At 60.7% G+C, this 17205-nt stretch carries 10 protein-coding genes, 2 tRNA genes and 3 rRNA genes; 4 read left to right on the forward strand and 11 right to left on the reverse strand.

Annotation, left to right across the window (positions count from 1 at the left end):
- Positions 1-99: 99 nt before the first annotated feature.
- Positions 100-1524, forward strand: coding sequence for a cytochrome-c peroxidase (locus AKI39_RS19725; RefSeq protein WP_083228943.1), 1425 nt, complete (start codon positions 100-102; stop codon positions 1522-1524).
- An 85-nt stretch (positions 1525-1609) separates the two neighbouring features.
- Positions 1610-3424: an ATP-binding cassette domain-containing protein gene (locus AKI39_RS19730; protein ID WP_066639937.1), complete on the forward strand. Its 1815-nt coding sequence runs from the start codon at positions 1610-1612 to the stop codon at positions 3422-3424.
- On the opposite strand, the gene pyrC is transcribed toward AKI39_RS19730, so the two are convergent.
- Entirely contained in the window at positions 3421-4485 is a 1065-nt protein-coding gene (gene pyrC / locus AKI39_RS19735; protein WP_066639940.1) for a dihydroorotase, read from the reverse strand. The genes AKI39_RS19730 and pyrC overlap by 4 nt on opposite strands.
- 75 nt (positions 4486-4560) lie before the next feature.
- On the reverse strand, positions 4561-5754 hold the full coding sequence (locus tag AKI39_RS19740; protein WP_066639943.1) for a M20 aminoacylase family protein: 1194 nt from the start codon (positions 5752-5754) through the stop codon (positions 4561-4563).
- Between the two features lie 146 nt (positions 5755-5900).
- On the opposite strand from AKI39_RS19740, the gene AKI39_RS19745 reads away from it, so the two are divergent.
- On the forward strand, positions 5901-6179 hold the full coding sequence (locus tag AKI39_RS19745; RefSeq protein ID WP_066639945.1) for an SWIB/MDM2 domain-containing protein: 279 nt from the start codon (positions 5901-5903) through the stop codon (positions 6177-6179).
- A 253-nt stretch (positions 6180-6432) separates the two neighbouring features.
- Here AKI39_RS19745 and AKI39_RS19750 read toward each other — a convergent pair whose 3' ends face one another.
- The 7 genes from AKI39_RS19750 to AKI39_RS19780 all read right to left on the reverse strand — a co-directional run bounded on the left by AKI39_RS19750 (position 6433) and on the right by AKI39_RS19780 (position 13694).
- Positions 6433-6801, reverse strand: coding sequence for a DUF4870 family protein (locus tag AKI39_RS19750; protein WP_066639947.1), 369 nt, complete (start codon positions 6799-6801; stop codon positions 6433-6435).
- A 225-nt stretch (positions 6802-7026) separates the two neighbouring features.
- Positions 7027-7139, reverse strand: a 5S ribosomal RNA gene (gene rrf / locus AKI39_RS19755).
- A 306-nt stretch (positions 7140-7445) separates the two neighbouring features.
- A 23S ribosomal RNA gene (locus AKI39_RS19760) occupies positions 7446-10331 on the reverse strand.
- A gap of 342 nt (positions 10332-10673) precedes the next feature.
- Positions 10674-10749 (reverse strand) — tRNA-Ala (locus tag AKI39_RS19765).
- Between the two features lie 27 nt (positions 10750-10776).
- Positions 10777-10853 (reverse strand) — tRNA-Ile (locus tag AKI39_RS19770).
- 83 nt (positions 10854-10936) lie between these two features.
- Positions 10937-12467, reverse strand: a 16S ribosomal RNA gene (locus AKI39_RS19775).
- The 16S, 23S and 5S rRNA genes sit together here with 2 tRNA genes alongside, the layout of an rRNA operon.
- A gap of 750 nt (positions 12468-13217) precedes the next feature.
- Positions 13218-13694, reverse strand: a complete 477-nt coding sequence (locus tag AKI39_RS19780; protein WP_066639949.1) for an Lrp/AsnC family transcriptional regulator — start codon at positions 13692-13694, stop codon at positions 13218-13220.
- Positions 13695-13832: 138 nt separating this feature from the next.
- On the opposite strand from AKI39_RS19780, the gene hppD reads away from it, so the two are divergent.
- A complete protein-coding gene (gene hppD, locus AKI39_RS19785) occupies positions 13833-14960 on the forward strand; it encodes a 4-hydroxyphenylpyruvate dioxygenase (protein ID WP_066639957.1) in 1128 nt (375 codons plus the stop codon).
- Between the two features lie 138 nt (positions 14961-15098).
- Here the strand turns inward: hppD and AKI39_RS19790 are convergent, their stop codons facing one another.
- Both AKI39_RS19790 and ilvD read right to left on the reverse strand, forming a co-directional pair.
- Entirely contained in the window at positions 15099-15452 is a 354-nt protein-coding gene (locus AKI39_RS19790) for a c-type cytochrome (RefSeq protein WP_066639959.1), read from the reverse strand.
- Positions 15436-17121, reverse strand: coding sequence for a dihydroxy-acid dehydratase (ilvD, locus tag AKI39_RS19795; protein WP_066639962.1), 1686 nt, complete (start codon positions 17119-17121; stop codon positions 15436-15438). The genes AKI39_RS19790 and ilvD overlap by 17 nt, the downstream gene beginning before the upstream one ends.
- Positions 17122-17205: the final 84 nt, after the last annotated feature.

Raw genomic sequence — 17205 nt, forward strand, 5'->3', positions numbered from 1 at the left:
CCGCCGCGGATTCAGCGAACGGTCAGCCCACATACCGGGCGCTGAAATATTGCGCTGCTAGGCTCGCCGCAGTTTTTCCGTCATGCATCCCGAGCCCTCATGTCCCGCGTACGCCTTGCCTTCACGCCAACACGCCTGCTTGTTTCACTCGCGGCGGTCCTGCTGTCGATAGGCGCCATGGGCATATCCGCCGCGACACGGGATAGGGATGGCACGGCCGATAGCGCAGCGCCGCACGCCACCTACTACCCACCGCCGCCGGCCGCCTACGACCGGGTCTATGCGCGGCAAAGAGCGTCCGATCTTGCGGCCCTGGGCCAGGTCCTGTTCATGGACCCGCGGCTGTCGGCATCGGGGCGGCAATCCTGCGCCAGCTGCCACAGTCCCCAGAACCACTTCGGTCCGCCGAACGATCTGTCCGTGCAGCCGGGCGGCGCCGAGATGACGCAGTCCGGCGTGCGCGCCGTACCGTCCCTGATGTATCTGCAACAGGTGCCGCCTTTTAACGAACACTTCGTCGACAGCGAGGAAGAAGGCGACAACAGCACCGATGCCGGCCCTACCGGAGGATTGACCTGGGACGGACGCGTGAACCGCGCCGACGCGCAAGCCCGCATTCCCTTGCTGGACCCGCGCGAGATGGGCAACAAGGATCCGGCCGCCATCGTCGCCCGTGTTCAGGCCGCGCCGTACGCCGACACCGTGCGCCGCCTGTACGGCAGCCAGGTCTTCGACAATACGGACAAGGCCTTCGCGGCCATTTCACAAGCGCTCGCGTATTACCAGGACACGCCGTCGCTGTTCTTCCCTTACAGCAGCAAGTACGACGCGGTGGCGATGGGACGCGCCAGCTTCACGCGGCAGGAAGCCGACGGCCTGCGTCTGTTCGCCGCGGAAGACAAGGGCAATTGCGCCAGCTGCCACCGCTTCAGCGTCCCCGGCACGCTGCCCATCTTCAACGACTACGGCCACATCGCGCTGGGCGTCCCGCGCAATCCCGCCATCGCCGCCAACAGCGACCCCGCCTATTTCGACCTGGGCTTATGCGGGCCTTACCGCAAGGACCTGGAGGACCACCCCGAGTACTGCGGCCTTTTCCGCTCGCCCACGCTGCGCAACGTGGCGACCCGCAAGGCGTTTTTCCACAACGGCGTTTTCCATACACTGCGCGATGTCGTGGAGTTCTACGCGACGCGCGACGTACAGCCCGAGCGCTGGTACCCGCGCCGCGCCGACGGCACGGTGGAGAAGTTCGACGACCTGCCGGCCAGGTACCGCGACAACGTCAATATGGATCCTCCTTTCGGCGGCAAGCCGGGGGATAAGCCGGCACTGACGCCACGGGAGATCGATGACGTGGTGGCGTTTCTGGGCACGCTGACCGACGGCTACTTCGACCCCAGGGCGGCGCCCGCCGCTGCCGCCACGCAAGTGCCCGCGGCCGATGCCGCACCATCGTCCGCCGACGCCCGGCCGCACGCCTCCGCCGCCATCCCCGATCGGACGCCCGCGGCCCGCCCTTAGCCCGGCCCACCGGCGCGAATACACCCGGGCATGGCGCCGGCCTTCCTGCGACAATATCGGTCCTTACTCGATACGCTGTCGCTACATGGCCCCTGCCACCCTGATCACCTTCACCGGCGTCCACCTCGCCTACGGCCATCATCCCTTGCTGGACGGCGCCGATTTCTCCATCCAGGCCGGGGAACGCATCGGCCTGATCGGACGCAACGGCGCGGGCAAGTCATCCATGCTGCGGCTGCTGGACGGCCGCAGCGACCCCGACGATGGCGATATCTCGCGGGCAGCCGGCCTGAAGGTCGCCACCGTAGAGCAGGAACCCATCCTGGACGAAGCCGCCACGGTCTTCGAAACGGTTTGCGGTCCGGTCGACGAAACCGAGGACTGGCAGCGGCCTTCGCGCGTCCGTTCCCTGCTGGAACGACTGCGCCTGCCGGCGGACGCCCGTATCGCAGGCCTTTCGGGAGGGACGCGCAAACGCGTCGCGCTGGCCCGGGCGCTAGCCGGGGAGCCCGACCTGCTTCTGCTGGATGAGCCGACCAACCACCTGGATTTCGACGGCATCGCGTGGCTGGAACAGATGCTGTCCGACTGGAAAGGCAGCGCGGTCATCATCACCCACGATCGCCGCTTCCTCGACAATGTCGTCACGCGCATCGTCGAACTGGACCGCGGCCGCCTGCTCAGCTTCCCGGGCAATTTCTCGCAGTGGCAGGATCGCAAGGCGCAGTGGCTGGAATCGGAGCGGCTGGAACAGGCGCGCTTCGACAAATTGCTGGCCCAGGAAGAAGTCTGGATACGCAAGGGCGTGGAAGCGCGCCGCACCCGCAACGAAGGCCGTGTACGGCGGCTCGAACGCCTGCGCGTGGAACGCGCCGAACGGCGCGAACGCCAGGGAAACGTCAACCTGGCCATCGCCGAAGGGCAGCGCTCGGGAAAACTCGTCGCGGAGTTGCAGCACGTGTGCAAGGCCTTCGGCGAGCGCGTGGTGGTGGACGATTACTCCACCACCATCCTGCGCGGCGATCGCATCGGCATCATCGGCGCCAACGGCGTGGGCAAGACCACCTTGCTGCGCATCATTCTTGGCCAACTGGCGCCGGACGCGGGCACCGTCCGCGCGGGGTCCAACGTGGCGGTCGCCTACTTCGACCAGATGCGCGCGCAACTCAACGAGACGGATACCCTGGCCGACGTCATCAGCCCCGGCAGCGAGTGGGTGGAGATCGGGGGAACGCGAAAGCATGTGATGAGCTATCTCGGCGACTTCCTCTTTACGCCGGCGCGCGCCGGTTCGCCGGTCAGCAGCCTGTCCGGTGGAGAACGCGCGCGCCTGCTGCTCGCACGCCTGTTCGCGCGGCCGGCCAACGTATTGGTGCTGGACGAGCCGACCAACGATCTCGACATCGAGACCCTGGAACTGCTGGAGGCCCTGCTGCAGGAATATACGGGCACGGTGCTGCTGATCAGCCACGACCGCGAATTTCTCAATAACGTCGTGACGCAGACCATCGCGAATGACGGGCCGGGCATGTGGAAGGATTATGTAGGCGGCTACGACGACTGGCTCGCGCAGCGTCCCGCCCCGGCGCCGGCCCCGTCGGAAACGCCCGAGCGTGCGGCGGCGCTGGACAGGCCCGCGGCCCAGGCCAAGCCCAAGAGCGCCAAGGCCAGCCGCTTGAGCGCCTGGGAAATCAAGGAGCTGGAAAGCCTGCCGGACACCATCGCCGCCATCGAGGCCGAACAGGCCGCATTATCGGCGCGCCTGGCCGACGGCTCTTTGTACCGGGATGCGCCCGATGAGGTGAACCGCATCAACGAAAAACTCGCGGAGCTGGAAGGCGCGCTGGAGGAAAAGTTCAGCCGCTGGGAACAACTGGAAGCGCGCCGGGCCGCCTCTTAGCCTTGTACGCGCCAGGCCAGCGACTCGCCGGCAGCCAGCGGCACCAGCGTGGCCGCGCCATAGGGGACTTCTTCGGGCACCACGTATTCCTGGCGCTTGAGGGTCAAGGTGCCGCTGTTGCGCGGCAGGCCATAGAAGTCCGGCCCGTAATGGCTGGCGAAGCCCTCCAGCTTGTCCAGCGCACCGGCCAGCTCGAAAGCCTTGGCGTACAGCGCCATGGCGTGCAGCGCCGTATAGCAGCCCGCGCAGCCGCAGGCATGCTCTTTCAGTCCGCGCGCGTGGGGGGCGCTATCGGTGCCCAGGAAGAACCGCTTGTTTCCGCTGGTCGCCGCGGCAACAAGCGCCTGGCGGTGCACTTCGCGCTTCAGGATCGGCAAGCAGTACATATGCGGACGCATGCCACCCTGGAACAGGGCATTGCGGTTGTACAGCAGATGCTGCGGCGTGATGGTGGCGGCCACGGGGCCTTCCGCATCACGCACGTATTCCGCGCCATCCTTGGTGGTGATGTGCTCGAAGACCACCTTCAGGGCGGGATAGGCCTGTCGCAGCGGCCGCATGACGCGCTCGATGAACAGCGCCTCGCGATCAAAGACGTCCACCTGCGGATCGGTTACCTCGCCATGCACCAGCAAAGGCATGCCGCATTTTTCCAGCGCGTCCAACGCAGGCCGGCACTTGCCCAATAGGTCGGTCACGCCGGCGTCCGAGTTCGTCGTCGCGCCGGCCGGATAGAGCTTCACCGCGTACACGCTGCCCGATTTGCTGGCGCGGCGGATTTCATCGGCAGAGGTGTTATCGGTCAGGTAGAGCGTCATGAGAGGCGTGAACGACCCGGCGGCCACCCCCGCGCGGGCGAGTGCGGCCTCGATGCGTTCGCGGTACGCCAGCGCCTGCGCCGTTGTGGTAACAGGCGGCCTCAGGTTGGGCATGATGATCGCCCGGGCGAACTGCCGCGCGGTGTCGGCCACCACGGCCACCAGGGCATCGCCATCGCGCAGATGCAGATGCCAATCATCCGGCCGCGTGATGACCATGGTATCGAAAGACTGTGTGGACATTGAATTTCCAAGGAAGATGATGGCGGTGTTCGGCGTTCGGCGTTCGCGGAAATGATGTCACGGACGGGGCGGCAATTATTCCGACAGCGGCATGCCCCGCTCGGCCAGCGCGCAGAACATCGCCGCGCCCAGCGGAATGACGGCGTCGTTGAAATCGAAATGGCTGTTGTGCAGCGTGCACCCCGATTCCGCGCCGCCCTGCCCCAAGCGAAAGTATGCGCCCGGACGGGATTGAAGCATGAACGAGAAGTCCTCCGATCCCATGGAAGGAACCAGGTCGCGGACGACGTTCTCCTTGCCCACCATCTCGGTAGCGATATCGGCGACCAGGTTGGCGTGCTGGGGCGTATTCAGCGTGGCGGGATAGATGCGCTCGTACTTCACCTCCGCGGTCGCGCCGAACGCGCTGGCGATCGACGTGGCCAACTCGCTCATGCGGCGTTCGACGAGCTCCTGCACGGTCTTGCGGAAGGTGCGCACCGTACCCACCATCCGGGCTTCCCGGGGAATCACGCTCATGGCGCCCGGATGGCCGGCCTGCACGGAGCCCACGGACAGTACCGCGGAATCCAGCGGATTGATGTTGCGCGCGACGATGCTTTGCAGGGCCGTGATCAGGTGCCCGGCCACCACCACGGGGTCTATGGTCTGGTAGGGATGCGCGCCGTGGCCACCGCGTCCGTTGATGACGATCTCGAAACGGTCGGCGGCGGCCATCATCGGCCCCGGGTTGATGCCTATCGTCCCCGGTGGCAGTCCCGGCCAGTTATGCAGGGCATAGATGGCATCGCACGGAAAAGTGTCGAACAGTCCATCTTCCATCATTGCCTTGGCACCACCGCGGCCTTCCTCCGCGGGCTGGAAGATAAGCACCGCGCTGCCGTCGAAGTTGCGCGTTTGCGCCAGGTAGCGCGCCGCGCCCAATAGAACCGTCGTATGCCCATCGTGCCCGCAGCCATGCATCAGGCCTGGCTTGGTGGACTTGTGCCCGAAAGCGTTGTCTTCGGTCATGGGCAGCGCATCCATATCGGCGCGCAATCCGATCATGCGGCCGCTGTCCGTGCCGCGGCCGCGAATTACCCCAACCACGCCTGTTTTGCCGATACCCCGGTGCACTTCAATGCCCAGCGCTTCGAGCGCGCCGGCCACGATCCCCGACGTGCGCACCTCCTCGAAGCCGAGCTCTGGATGCGCATGCAGGTCGCGCCGCAGTGCCGTTAGTTCATCATGGAATAAGCGTATCGATTCGAGCGCTGAACGCGGATACATAGTCCGTCACGGATTACAAAGTTGCGGAGATCAGTGGGTAATTTTAGTTGCTACAGACGATAAATGCCTTTGTCTTTAGGGCGCAGACACGTTATGCTCCGGCCGCAGGATCAATTTTCCAACACTCAGAGAAGGAGAGCCGCATTATGGCCACACCCTCCAAAACCGCGTCCGCCCGCAAGCCGAATGCTGCTTTCATGAAGCCGCTCACCCCGAGCGCGGATCTGGCTGCGGTCATCGGTCCCGAGGCCGTGCCGCGCACCGAGGTCACGAAAAAGATCTGGGAATACATCAAGAAGCACAACCTGCAAGATGCCAGCAATAAGCGCAATATCAACGCAGATGACAAACTGCGGCCGCTGTTTGGCAAAGACCAGGTTTCGATGTTCGAATTGACCAAGTTGGTCAACGCCCATCTCAAGTAAGGTTCGCTTCACCGCGAGACCACATGGACCAGGCTGATGCGTCAGCGGGTTCCATCCTTGCGGACCCCGGCAAACGATAGCGCCGCGACGCGTTTCGTATCAGCAGGCGCCGTGCCAGGGAACGTGGGCACCGACCTTCCATGGCTGTGTTCTGATAACCGCCCGGGACAGATTAAAAAAAACGGCTGGCATTCGTGCCAGCCGTTTTTTTTCACTCTCCGCCCGCGCGACTTACGTGCGCTGGCCGGTGTGATTAGCCATACGTCGCGGTGGGCGCTCGCCCTTCCATCAGCGCAAGCCAGCCCTTGATGAGGCGATAGAGCACCCATATCACGGTGGCGGCGACACCGATCCAGCCGACAAAAATCAGCGTCGCAATGGCGCTGATCGCCAGCCACAGCAAGGCCCACCAGAACGTGCGCAGCAACCAATCGAAGTGCGAAGCGTAGTAGGTGCCGGCTGCATCCGCACGCTTGATATACACGAGCACAACGGCCGCAAGTGTCGCGATGGCGAGGAAACCACCCGTCACGAAGCCCAAGGCATACAGGCCATACGCCACGTGCGTAATGGTGCGCAGGTCGGGGGCACTGCTGGTAACAGGGGTCTGGGGCTCACTCACAATAACCGCTCCTTCTCGTTGACCCGAATATGGTACCGCACAACATCCGCGGCCTTCGCCGAACAAGAAAACCGGAGTGTTGAACGTTGTTATTTGCGGACGTCTTCGAAGCTGCCCGCAAAAAGAGATCGCTATCAAGCGAAGGGGGCGCTGTGACGTCTTCCGAAGGGCGGCACATAAAGCAAAACCCCGCTGGGGTGACCCAGCGGGGTTTTGGGGGTAAGAGCCTGACGATGACCTACTTTCACAGACGTCCGTCCACTATCATCGGCGCGAAGGCGTTTCACTGTCCTGTTCGGGATGGGAAGGAGTGGGGCCACCTTGCTATGGTCGTCAGGCGTAAAGGGTTGCGCGGCGTGCCGGCCCGGTTGGGGGGCTGGCGCGTCACGCCAATCTGGTCAAAGCACACGCAAGCGCGCTTGCGGCGAGGGTATTGGGGTTGCCGGCAGCGGCGGCGCTGTTGAGGCGCGGCCGGTGAGCGGCATAGGATTCGGGTTGGGACTGCGTGGCGGATCGCATGGATCCGCGTGGCACGTCTACGCCAAGCATCATGGCAAGCGGGCGGCCTGGGCAGGTGGCTCAGGCGACCGGCTCGCAGTCAGTTGCGAGGGTTGCAATTGTTGGGGTCTAACCATCAGGGTTATAGGATCAAGCCGCACGGGCAATTAGTATCGGTTAGCTTAACGCATTACTGCGCTTCCACACCCGACCTATCAACGTCCTGGTCTTGAACGACCCTTTAGGGGGCTCGAGGCCCCGGGATACCTAATCTTCAGACGAGTTTCCCGCTTAGATGCCTTCAGCGGTTATCTCTTCCGTACATAGCTACCCGGCAATGCCATTGGCATGACAACCGGTACACCAGAGGTACGTCCACTCCGGTCCTCTCGTACTAGGAGCAGGCTCCGTCAAGTATCCAACGCCCACGGCAGATAGGGACCAAACTGTCTCACGACGTTTTAAACCCAGCTCACGTACCTCTTTAAATGGCGAACAGCCATACCCTTGGGACCGGCTACAGCCCCAGGATGAGATGAGCCGACATCGAGGTGCCAAACACCGCCGTCGATATGAACTCTTGGGCGGTATCAGCCTGTTATCCCCAGAGTACCTTTTATCCGTTGAGCGATGGCCCTTCCATTCAGAACCACCGGATCACTATGTCCTGCTTTCGCACCTGTTCGACTTGTCAGTCTCACAGTCAAGCACGCTTATGCCATTGCACTATCAGCACGATTTCCGACCGTACCTAGCGTACCTTCGAACTCCTCCGTTACGCTTTGGGAGGAGACCGCCCCAGTCAAACTGCCCACCATGCACTGTCCCCAACCCGGATAACGGGCCAAGGTTAGAACCGCAAACAGACCAGGGTGGTATTTCAAGGTTGGCTCCACCGAATCTGGCGACTCGGTTTCCGCGCCTCCCACCTATCCTACACAGGCCGGTTCACAGTCCAATGCAAAGCTACAGTAAAGGTTCATGGGGTCTTTCCGTCTAGCCGCGGGTAGATTGCATCATCACAAACACTTCAACTTCGCTGAGTCTCGGGAGGAGACAGTGTGGCCATCGTTACGCCATTCGTGCAGGTCGGAACTTACCCGACAAGGAATTTCGCTACCTTAGGACCGTTATAGTTACGGCCGCCGTTTACCGGGGCTTCGATCAAGAGCTTGCACCCCATCACTTAACCTTCCGGCACCGGGCAGGCGTCACACCCTATACGTCGACTTTCGTCTTTGCAGAGTGCTGTGTTTTTAATAAACAGTCGCAGCCACCGATTCTCTGCGACCCCATCATGCTCAGCGCGCAGGCGCCTCACACTACCGGGGCATACCTTCTCCCGAAGTTACGGTATCAATTTGCCGAGTTCCTTCTCCCGAGTTCTCTCAAGCGCCTTGGAATATTCATCCCGTCCACCTGTGTCGGTTTGCGGTACGGTCTCGTACAGCTGAAGCTTAGAGGCTTTTCTTGGAACCACTTCCAATCACTTCGCGAGACATGCTCGCTCGTGCCACACCCTTGAGTCACGCGCCCGGATTTGCCTAAGCGCCCTCTCTAATGCAGCAACAGGGACATCCAACACCCTGATGATCTTCCGCGATCCGTCCCCCCATCGCACTGTACGACGGTGCTGGAATATTAACCAGCTTCCCATCAGCTACGCATCTCTGCCTCGCCTTAGGGGCCGACTCACCCTGCGCCGATGAACGTTGCGCAGGAAACCTTGGACTTACGGCGAGGGGGCTTTTCACCCCCTTTATCGCTACTCATGTCAGCATTCGCACTTCTGATACCTCCAGCAACCCTTACGAGTCACCTTCACAGGCTTACAGAACGCTCTCCTACCGCGTGCAGTTTGACCTGCACACCCGCAGCTTCGGTTTATCGCTTAGCCCCGTTACATCTTCCGCGCAGGACGACTCGATCAGTGAGCTATTACGCTTTCTTTAAAGGATGGCTGCTTCTAAGCCAACCTCCTGACTGTCTAAGCCTTCCCACTTCGTTTCCCACTTAGCGATAATTCGGGACCTTAGCTGGCGGTCTGGGTTGTTTCCCTCTTGAGTCCGGACGTTAGCACCCGGTGCTCTGTCTCCCAAGCTGGACTTGCGGGTATTCGGAGTTTGCCATGGTTTGGTAAGTCGCCATGACCCCCTAGCCATAACAGTGCTCTACCCCCCGCAGTCATACTTGAGGCACTACCTAAATAGTTTTCGGAGAGAACCAGCTATTTCCAGATTTGTTTAGCCTTTCACCCCTATCCACAGCTCATCCCCTAGTTTTTCAACACTAGTGGGTTCGGTCCTCCAGCACGTGTTACCGTGCCTTCAACCTGGCCATGGATAGATCATCTGGTTTCGGGTCTACACCCAGCGACTAAATCGCCCTATTCGGACTCGCTTTCGCTACGCCTTCCCTATCCGGTTAAGCTTGCCACTGAATGTAAGTCGCTGACCCATTATACAAAAGGTACGCCGTCACCCCACAAGGAGGCTCCGACTGTTTGTATGCATACGGTTTCAGGATCTATTTCACTCCCCTTCCGGGGTTCTTTTCGCCTTTCCCTCACGGTACTGGTTCACTATCGGTCGATCACGAGTATTTAGCCTTGGAGGATGGTCCCCCCATCTTCAAACAGGATTTCACGTGTCCCGCCCTACTTCTCTTACGCTTAGTTCCACGCATTGCATTTCGCCTACAGGGCTATCACCTGCTACGGCCGGACTTTCCATTCCGTTCGACTATACAACGCGCTAAAACGTAAAGGCTCTTCCGATTTCGCTCGCCACTACTTTCGGAATCTCGGTTGATTTCTTTTCCTCGAGTTACTGAGATGTTTCAGTTCACCCGGTTCGCTTCCTGGAACCTATGTATTCAGCCCAGGATACCGTCTCGCGACGGTGGGTTTCCCCATTCGGATATCTGCGGATCAATGCTTGTTTGCCAGCTCCCCGCAGCTTTTCGCAGGCTACAACGTCCTTCATCGCCTGTGATCGCCAAGGCATCCACCATATGCACTTAGTCGCTTGATCCTATAACGCTAATGGCTATAAAACCGAACAAGCAACCGTCTTGCTTCTGACATGATTACTTCGCGTTTGTGCCGTTCAAATCAATTCACTTGAGTTTGAACTATCATGCAATCACAACCCGTATCCAACGGCGCATTCAACTTCAATGCACCGCCAATACTTCTCGTTGTGCTTCTTCCAGATTGTTAAAGAACGAATAAAACTGTCGAGTCAAAAACCCAACGCTCAAGACTCGACCCGCCAGAACCCGGCAGGTCAAACACTGAGCGTTGAACTCTTTCTTCGCGGACCCGGCACTCGCACTCACCAATGGCCGCCAATTGACCAGCAATTGACAGTAAATGGTGGAGGTGAACGGGATCGAACCGATGACATCCTGCTTGCAAAGCAGGCGCTCTCCCAGCTGAGCTACACCCCCAATTAAAGCGTCGCCGCCCTAATCTCGTGGTGGGTCTGGTTGGATTCGAACCAACGACCCCCGCCTTATCAAGACGGTGCTCTAACCGACTGAGCTACAGACCCAATGCGTATCGGATCCGCTATCGATCCAGTCTTTTCAACAACCGATAAGTGTGGCCGCTTAACAAACCCTGACGCGCGCTCTGAAAGGAGGTGATCCAGCCGCACCTTCCGATACGGCTACCTTGTTACGACTTCACCCCAGTCATGAATCCTACCGTGGTAATCGCCCTCCTTGCGGTTAGGCTAACTACTTCTGGTAAAACCCACTCCCATGGTGTGACGGGCGGTGTGTACAAGACCCGGGAACGTATTCACCGCGACATGCTGATCCGCGATTACTAGCGATTCCGACTTCACGCAGTCGAGTTGCAGACTGCGATCCGGACTACGATCGGGTTTCTGGGATTGGCTCCCCCTCGCGGGTTGGCGACCCTCTGTCCCGACCATTGTATGACGTGTGAAGCCCTACCCATAAGGGCCATGAGGACTTGACGTCATCCCCACCTTCCTCCGGTTTGTCACCGGCAGTCTCATTAGAGTGCCCTTTCGTAGCAACTAATGACAAGGGTTGCGCTCGTTGCGGGACTTAACCCAACATCTCACGACACGAGCTGACGACAGCCATGCAGCACCTGTGTTCCGGTTCTCTTGCGAGCACTCCCAAATCTCTTCGGGATTCCAGACATGTCAAGGGTAGGTAAGGTTTTTCGCGTTGCATCGAATTAATCCACATCATCCACCGCTTGTGCGGGTCCCCGTCAATTCCTTTGAGTTTTAATCTTGCGACCGTACTCCCCAGGCGGTCAACTTCACGCGTTAGCTGCGCTACCAAGGCCCGAAGGCCCCAACAGCTAGTTGACATCGTTTAGGGCGTGGACTACCAGGGTATCTAATCCTGTTTGCTCCCCACGCTTTCGTGCATGAGCGTCAGTGTTATCCCAGGGGGCTGCCTTCGCCATCGGTGTTCCTCCACATATCTACGCATTTCACTGCTACACGTGGAATTCCACCCCCCTCTGACACACTCTAGCCCGGTAGTTAAAAATGCAGTTCCAAGGTTAAGCCCTGGGATTTCACATCTTTCTTTCCGAACCGCCTGCGCACGCTTTACGCCCAGTAATTCCGATTAACGCTTGCACCCTACGTATTACCGCGGCTGCTGGCACGTAGTTAGCCGGTGCTTATTCTGCAGGTACCGTCAGTTACGCCAGGTATTAGCCGGCGCCGTTTCTTTCCTGCCAAAAGTGCTTTACAACCCGAAGGCCTTCATCGCACACGCGGGATGGCTGGATCAGGGTTGCCCCCATTGTCCAAAATTCCCCACTGCTGCCTCCCGTAGGAGTCTGGGCCGTGTCTCAGTCCCAGTGTGGCTGGTCGTCCTCTCAAACCAGCTACGGATCGTCGCCTTGGTGAGCCGTTACCCCACCAACTAGCTAATCCGATATCGGCCGCTCCAATAGTGCGAGGTCCTAAGATCCCCCGCTTTCCCCCGTAGGGCGTATGCGGTATTAGCTACGCTTTCGCGTAGTTATCCCCCGCTACTGGGCACGTTCCGATACATTACTCACCCGTTCGCCACTCGCCGCCAGACCGAAGTCCGCGCTGCCGTTCGACTTGCATGTGTAAGGCATCCCGCCAGCGTTCAATCTGAGCCAGGATCAAACTCTTCAGTTCAATCTCTGTTTCGTACAACCCACGTATCCGGAGACACGGGGCTGTCTTTCGCTAGCGCTCTCAAAGGAAGTGAGGACCCAGACGAACTAAATCGCCTGATTCCTGACACTTACTTTTGTGAGCACTTGATTTCTTCGGCCCCATCCCACCCGGCATTTGCATGCCACGCGAGACAGGTGCGCCTTGATTCATCAAGCGCCCACACTTATCGGTTGTTTCGTTTTTAAAGAACAAGTCGGGCTCGCCACCCCGGGCACCTTGCGGTTCCCGCTGACCTCGCATCGGCATTTCAGCCTTGCCATCCAAGCCGCCTAAGTCACCGTTGCCGGCTGCTTCGCGTCGCTTGCTGTGTCAGCAGCAGAGAAACGAGATTATGAAGACATTTTTTTGGGCTGTCAAATCGATCTTCTCGAACTGGATTTCGTCGCTAATCGTTCCGACAAAATCCCGGTCGATGGGCTTGCGACAGATTGCCCTGATTGGGCCGCCCGCACACGCCGATCACCTGACTCAGGTAGTCGCCGCATACCGCCGGCCACCACCAACCCGCAATCACCCTAACAAGGCCGCCCATCTCGTCGGCGGACTTGTCTCCAGTCCAATAACGCAACTGGAACTGAATATCATAGCACGGCGGCCGCCTCATCCCAACGGGTGGCCCCGCTTCCCTCGGTAAGGCGGCTCTGCCGCTGACAGGGATTGCGCCGAGGCCCCTGCTTGACGGGGGACCGTGGCCCGGGCGGCCCTGCCCTACAGCGCCAGCTCCGTCGTTTCCTTGATTTTCTGGAGCGAGAAGCTGGAACGCATGTCGATGACCGCGGGGTGCTGCATCAAGGTATCCATTGCGAAGCGAGAAAAGTGCGCAAGATCCTGCACCTGGATGCGCAACAGGTAGTCCATGTCCCCGGTCATGGCATAACAGGACACGACCTCCGGCCATCCTTGCACATCCCTGGCGAAGTCGGCCATCGGCGCGTGGCTGGAGCCGGTGTGCTTGTTCAGCCGGATGGTGACGTAGGCCACCAGCCCAAAGCCCACTTTTTCGGCGTCGACCACGGCAACGTAGCGACGGATATAGCCTTCTTCCTCCAGGCGCCGCACCCGCCGCAGGCAGGGACTCGGGGAGAGCGATACACGGTCCGCCAGCTCCTGGTTGGTCAGGCGGCCGTCGCGCTGCAGCTCGTTCAGAATCCTGCGATCCGTCCTATCTAGTGATTCTTTTGGCATTTTCGACCCTCTATTTTCATTTCAGAGCATTTTATTGCTTGAAATATGTAGAACGCAGCCATTTTCGCAATCGACTGCCGGGGCATGTTTTCTACAATTTTGGGACTTCTTCCAACGCAGAATATAGGGACGCAAATCATGACCGCAGCCTTCCACCCCTGGGATAACCCGATGGGCACCGCGGGGTTCGAGTTCGTCGAATACGCCGCGCCGGACCCGGCCGCCTTGCGCCGGGTATTCGAGCACCTGGGCTTCAAGGCGATCGCGCGCCATCGACACAAGGACGTCATCCTGTACCGCCAGGGCGGCATCAATTTCCTGGTCAATGCGGAGCCGGACTCCTTTGCGCAGCGCTTCGCACGGTTGCACGGCCCGTCGATCTGCGCCATTGCCTTCCGGGTCCAGGATGCCGCGGCCGCCTATCGCCGCGCCCTGGAACTGGGCGCCTGGGGATTCGACTCGCACAGCGGCCCGATGGAGCTGAACATCCCCGCGATCAAGGGCATCGGCGATTCCCTCATTTATCTGGTGGACCGCTGGCGCGGCAAGGATGGGCACGGGGGGATCGGCGATATCGGCATCTACGACGTGGATTTCGAGCCCATCGACCCGCGGACCGCGGAAAGCGATATGAACCACGTGGGCGCCGGGTTGACGATGGTCGACCATCTGACCCACAACGTGCATAAGGGCCGCATGGCGGAATGGGCCGAATTCTACGAGCGCCTGTTCAACTTCCGCGAAGTCCGCTATTTCGACATCGAGGGCCAGGTGACGGGCGTGAAGTCCAAGGCCATGACCTCGCCCTGCGGCAACATTCGCATCCCGATCAATGAAGAGGGCACCGAACAAAAGGGACAAATCCAGGAATACCTGGACCTTTATCACGGCGAAGGCATTCAGCACATCGCCATGAGCACCGACGACATCTATGCAACGGTGGAGGCGCTGCGCGCGCAGGGTGTCACCTTCCTGGATACGCCGCAAACCTATTACGAGCTGCTGGATCGGCGGCTGCCCGATCACGGCGAGCAGACGGAGCGGCTGGAGAAGAACCGGATCCTGCTCGATGGGGCCCCTGGCGGCGGCCTGTTGCTGCAGATCTTCACGGAGAACCAGATCGGACCGATTTTCTTCGAGATCATCCAACGCAAGGGCAATGAAGGCTTCGGCGAAGGCAACTTCAAGGCGCTGTTCGAGTCGATCGAACTCGACCAGATGCGCCGCGGCGTACTAAAGCCCGCGGACACAGCCAGCAAGGCATGAGCGGGGTCGCGCCTCAGCGGGAAAATAGGCGGCGGCCGGCCGGCAGGGTGCCACTCTATAAGGTGACCTGCGGCTGGCATTCGAGGTGACACTGGCGGAGTGGCACGGGGGGTGACGCTCTATCCCCCCGGCCGGAGATCAAGGATCTTTTCGCGCCGGCGCCAGGGACAGGATCCAGCTCGCGATTTCGCGTGCCTCTTCGGGACTGACTTGCGGCTGCGCGGCCATCGACAGCTTGCCCCAACGGTAGCGGCCCCCATTGCGTATGGACTGGGCCAGATAGCTCACCGCCTCCGGCTGCCCGGCATAGCGCTGGGCCACCGCGGTGAAGGGCGGCCCGACGCGCGGTGCGTCCACCTGGTGGCAGCCCAGGCAGACCTTGCTCTTTACCAACGATTCGCCCAAGGTCTGGGCGTGCGCGCCCTGGGCAAGCAGCAGCGACAGCGCGGCGTAGGCAGCGCCACGCCATATCGGCTCAATCTTCGAATGCATCGGTGACGGCTCCGCGACTGGCGGTGCCGGCCAGTTTGCCGAACTTCGCCAGCACGCCACGCGTATAGCGGGGCTTGGGCGCGGTCCAGGCTTTACGGCGTTCGGCCATTTCGTCGTCGCTGATATTCAGTTGCAACAATAGTCGGTGGGCATCGATGGTAACCGAATCGCCCTCCCGGATCAGCGCGATGGGGCCGCCCACGAACGCTTCCGGCGCCACATGGCCGACCACCATGCCCCATGTCCCGCCGGAGAACCGCCCATCGGTGATCAGGCCCACGGTTTCTCCCAAGCCCTGGCCCACCAGGGCGGCCGTGGGCGACAGCATTTCCCGCATGCCGGGCCCGCCCTTGGGACCCTCGTAGCGTATGACCACCACGTCCCCGGCCACGATGCCGCGCGCCATGATCGCGGCCATGGCATCGTCCTCGGAATCGAAAACGCGGGCAGGGCCGGTGATCACAGGGTTCTTCAGGCCGGTGATTTTCGCCACACAACCTTCCGGCGCCAGATTGCCCTTCAGGATGGCCAGATGTCCGTGGGAATACAAGGCCCTGTCCACGGGCCGGATGATGTCCTGCCCCGCCGGCGGCGCATCGGGTACATCGCGCAGCGTTTCCGCAATGGTCTTACCCGTGATGGTGGGACAGTCGCCATGCAATAAACCCGCATTCAACAGCAGCTTCATGACTTGCGGAATACCGCCGGCGCGATGCAAATCGGTGGCCACATAGCGTCCGGACGGTTTCAGATCGCAGATGACCGGTACGCGCAGGCGTATGCGTTCGAAGTCGTCGATGGTCCATTCCACTTCGGCGGCATGTGCGATGGCAAGAAAATGCAGCACGGCATTGGTGGACCCGCCCGTGGCCATGATGACCGATACCGCGTTCTCGATGGAACGCCGCGTGATCAGGTCCCTGGGCCGGATTCCCCGGCGCACGGCCTCCACCAGCACCCGCGCCGATTCGGCCGCGGATGCCGTCTTTTCCGCATCCTCGTTGGACATGGTGCTGGAATACGGCAGGCTAAGCCCCATCGCCTCGAACGACGAGCTCATGGTATTGGCCGTATACATGCCGCCGCAGGAACCGGATCCCGGCACCGCGCAGCGTTCGATCTGCTTGAAGTCCGTTTCGCCCATGCGTCCCATGGTGTATTCACCCACGGCCTCGAACACCGACACGATAGTCAGGTCGCGCCCCTGGTAATGCCCAGGCTTGATCGTGCCGCCATAGACATAGATGGCCGGCACGTTCATGCGCGCCATGGCGATCATGCCGCCGGGCATGTTCTTGTCGCATCCCCCGATCACGACGACGCCATCCATCCACTGCCCCTGGACGGCCGTCTCGATGCAGTCGGCGATGACCTCGCGGGACACCAGCGAGTACTTCATGCCTTCGGTACCCATGGACATCCCGTCCGATATCGTCGGTGTGCCGAAGATCTGCGGATTCGCGCCGGCATCCCGTATGGCCTGCACCGCGGCATCGGCCAGGCGCTGCAGCCCGCTATTGCAGGGCGTAATGGTGGAATGGCCGTTGGCCACGCCGATCATCGGGTTGTCGAAGTCGCTTTCGCGATATCCCAACGCGTAGTACATGGCGCGGTTCGGGGCGCGCGCGACGCCTTGCGTTATATGCCGGGAACGTTCATTCGCTGCCATGATCTGACTCCTTGCCCACGCACGATCCGCACTGCGGCCTGTCTGCGGGGCGGTTATGATCGGGCCACTTCGTTTTATACATCG

Source organism: Bordetella sp. H567 (assembly GCF_001704295.1).
GTDB lineage: Bacteria > Pseudomonadota > Gammaproteobacteria > Burkholderiales > Burkholderiaceae_B > Bordetella_C.

Excerpts from the sequence above, each read along its gene's own strand:
- ilvD (WP_066639962.1), bottom strand. The coding sequence starts at position 17,121 with ATGGCAGCGAATGAACGTTCCCGGCATATAACGCAAGGCGTCGCGCGC.
- AKI39_RS19790 (WP_066639959.1), bottom strand. The coding sequence starts at position 15,452 with ATGCATTCGAAGATTGAGCCGATATGGCGTGGCGCTGCCTACGCCGCG.
- pyrC (WP_066639940.1), bottom strand. The coding sequence starts at position 4,485 with ATGTCCACACAGTCTTTCGATACCATGGTCATCACGCGGCCGGATGAT.
- AKI39_RS19780 (WP_066639949.1), bottom strand. The coding sequence starts at position 13,694 with ATGCCAAAAGAATCACTAGATAGGACGGATCGCAGGATTCTGAACGAG.
- AKI39_RS19725 (WP_083228943.1), top strand. The coding sequence starts at position 100 with ATGTCCCGCGTACGCCTTGCCTTCACGCCAACACGCCTGCTTGTTTCA.
- AKI39_RS19740 (WP_066639943.1), bottom strand. The coding sequence starts at position 5,754 with ATGTATCCGCGTTCAGCGCTCGAATCGATACGCTTATTCCATGATGAA.
- AKI39_RS19730 (WP_066639937.1), top strand. The coding sequence starts at position 1,610 with ATGGCCCCTGCCACCCTGATCACCTTCACCGGCGTCCACCTCGCCTAC.
- hppD (WP_066639957.1), top strand. The coding sequence starts at position 13,833 with ATGACCGCAGCCTTCCACCCCTGGGATAACCCGATGGGCACCGCGGGG.
- AKI39_RS19745 (WP_066639945.1), top strand. The coding sequence starts at position 5,901 with ATGGCCACACCCTCCAAAACCGCGTCCGCCCGCAAGCCGAATGCTGCT.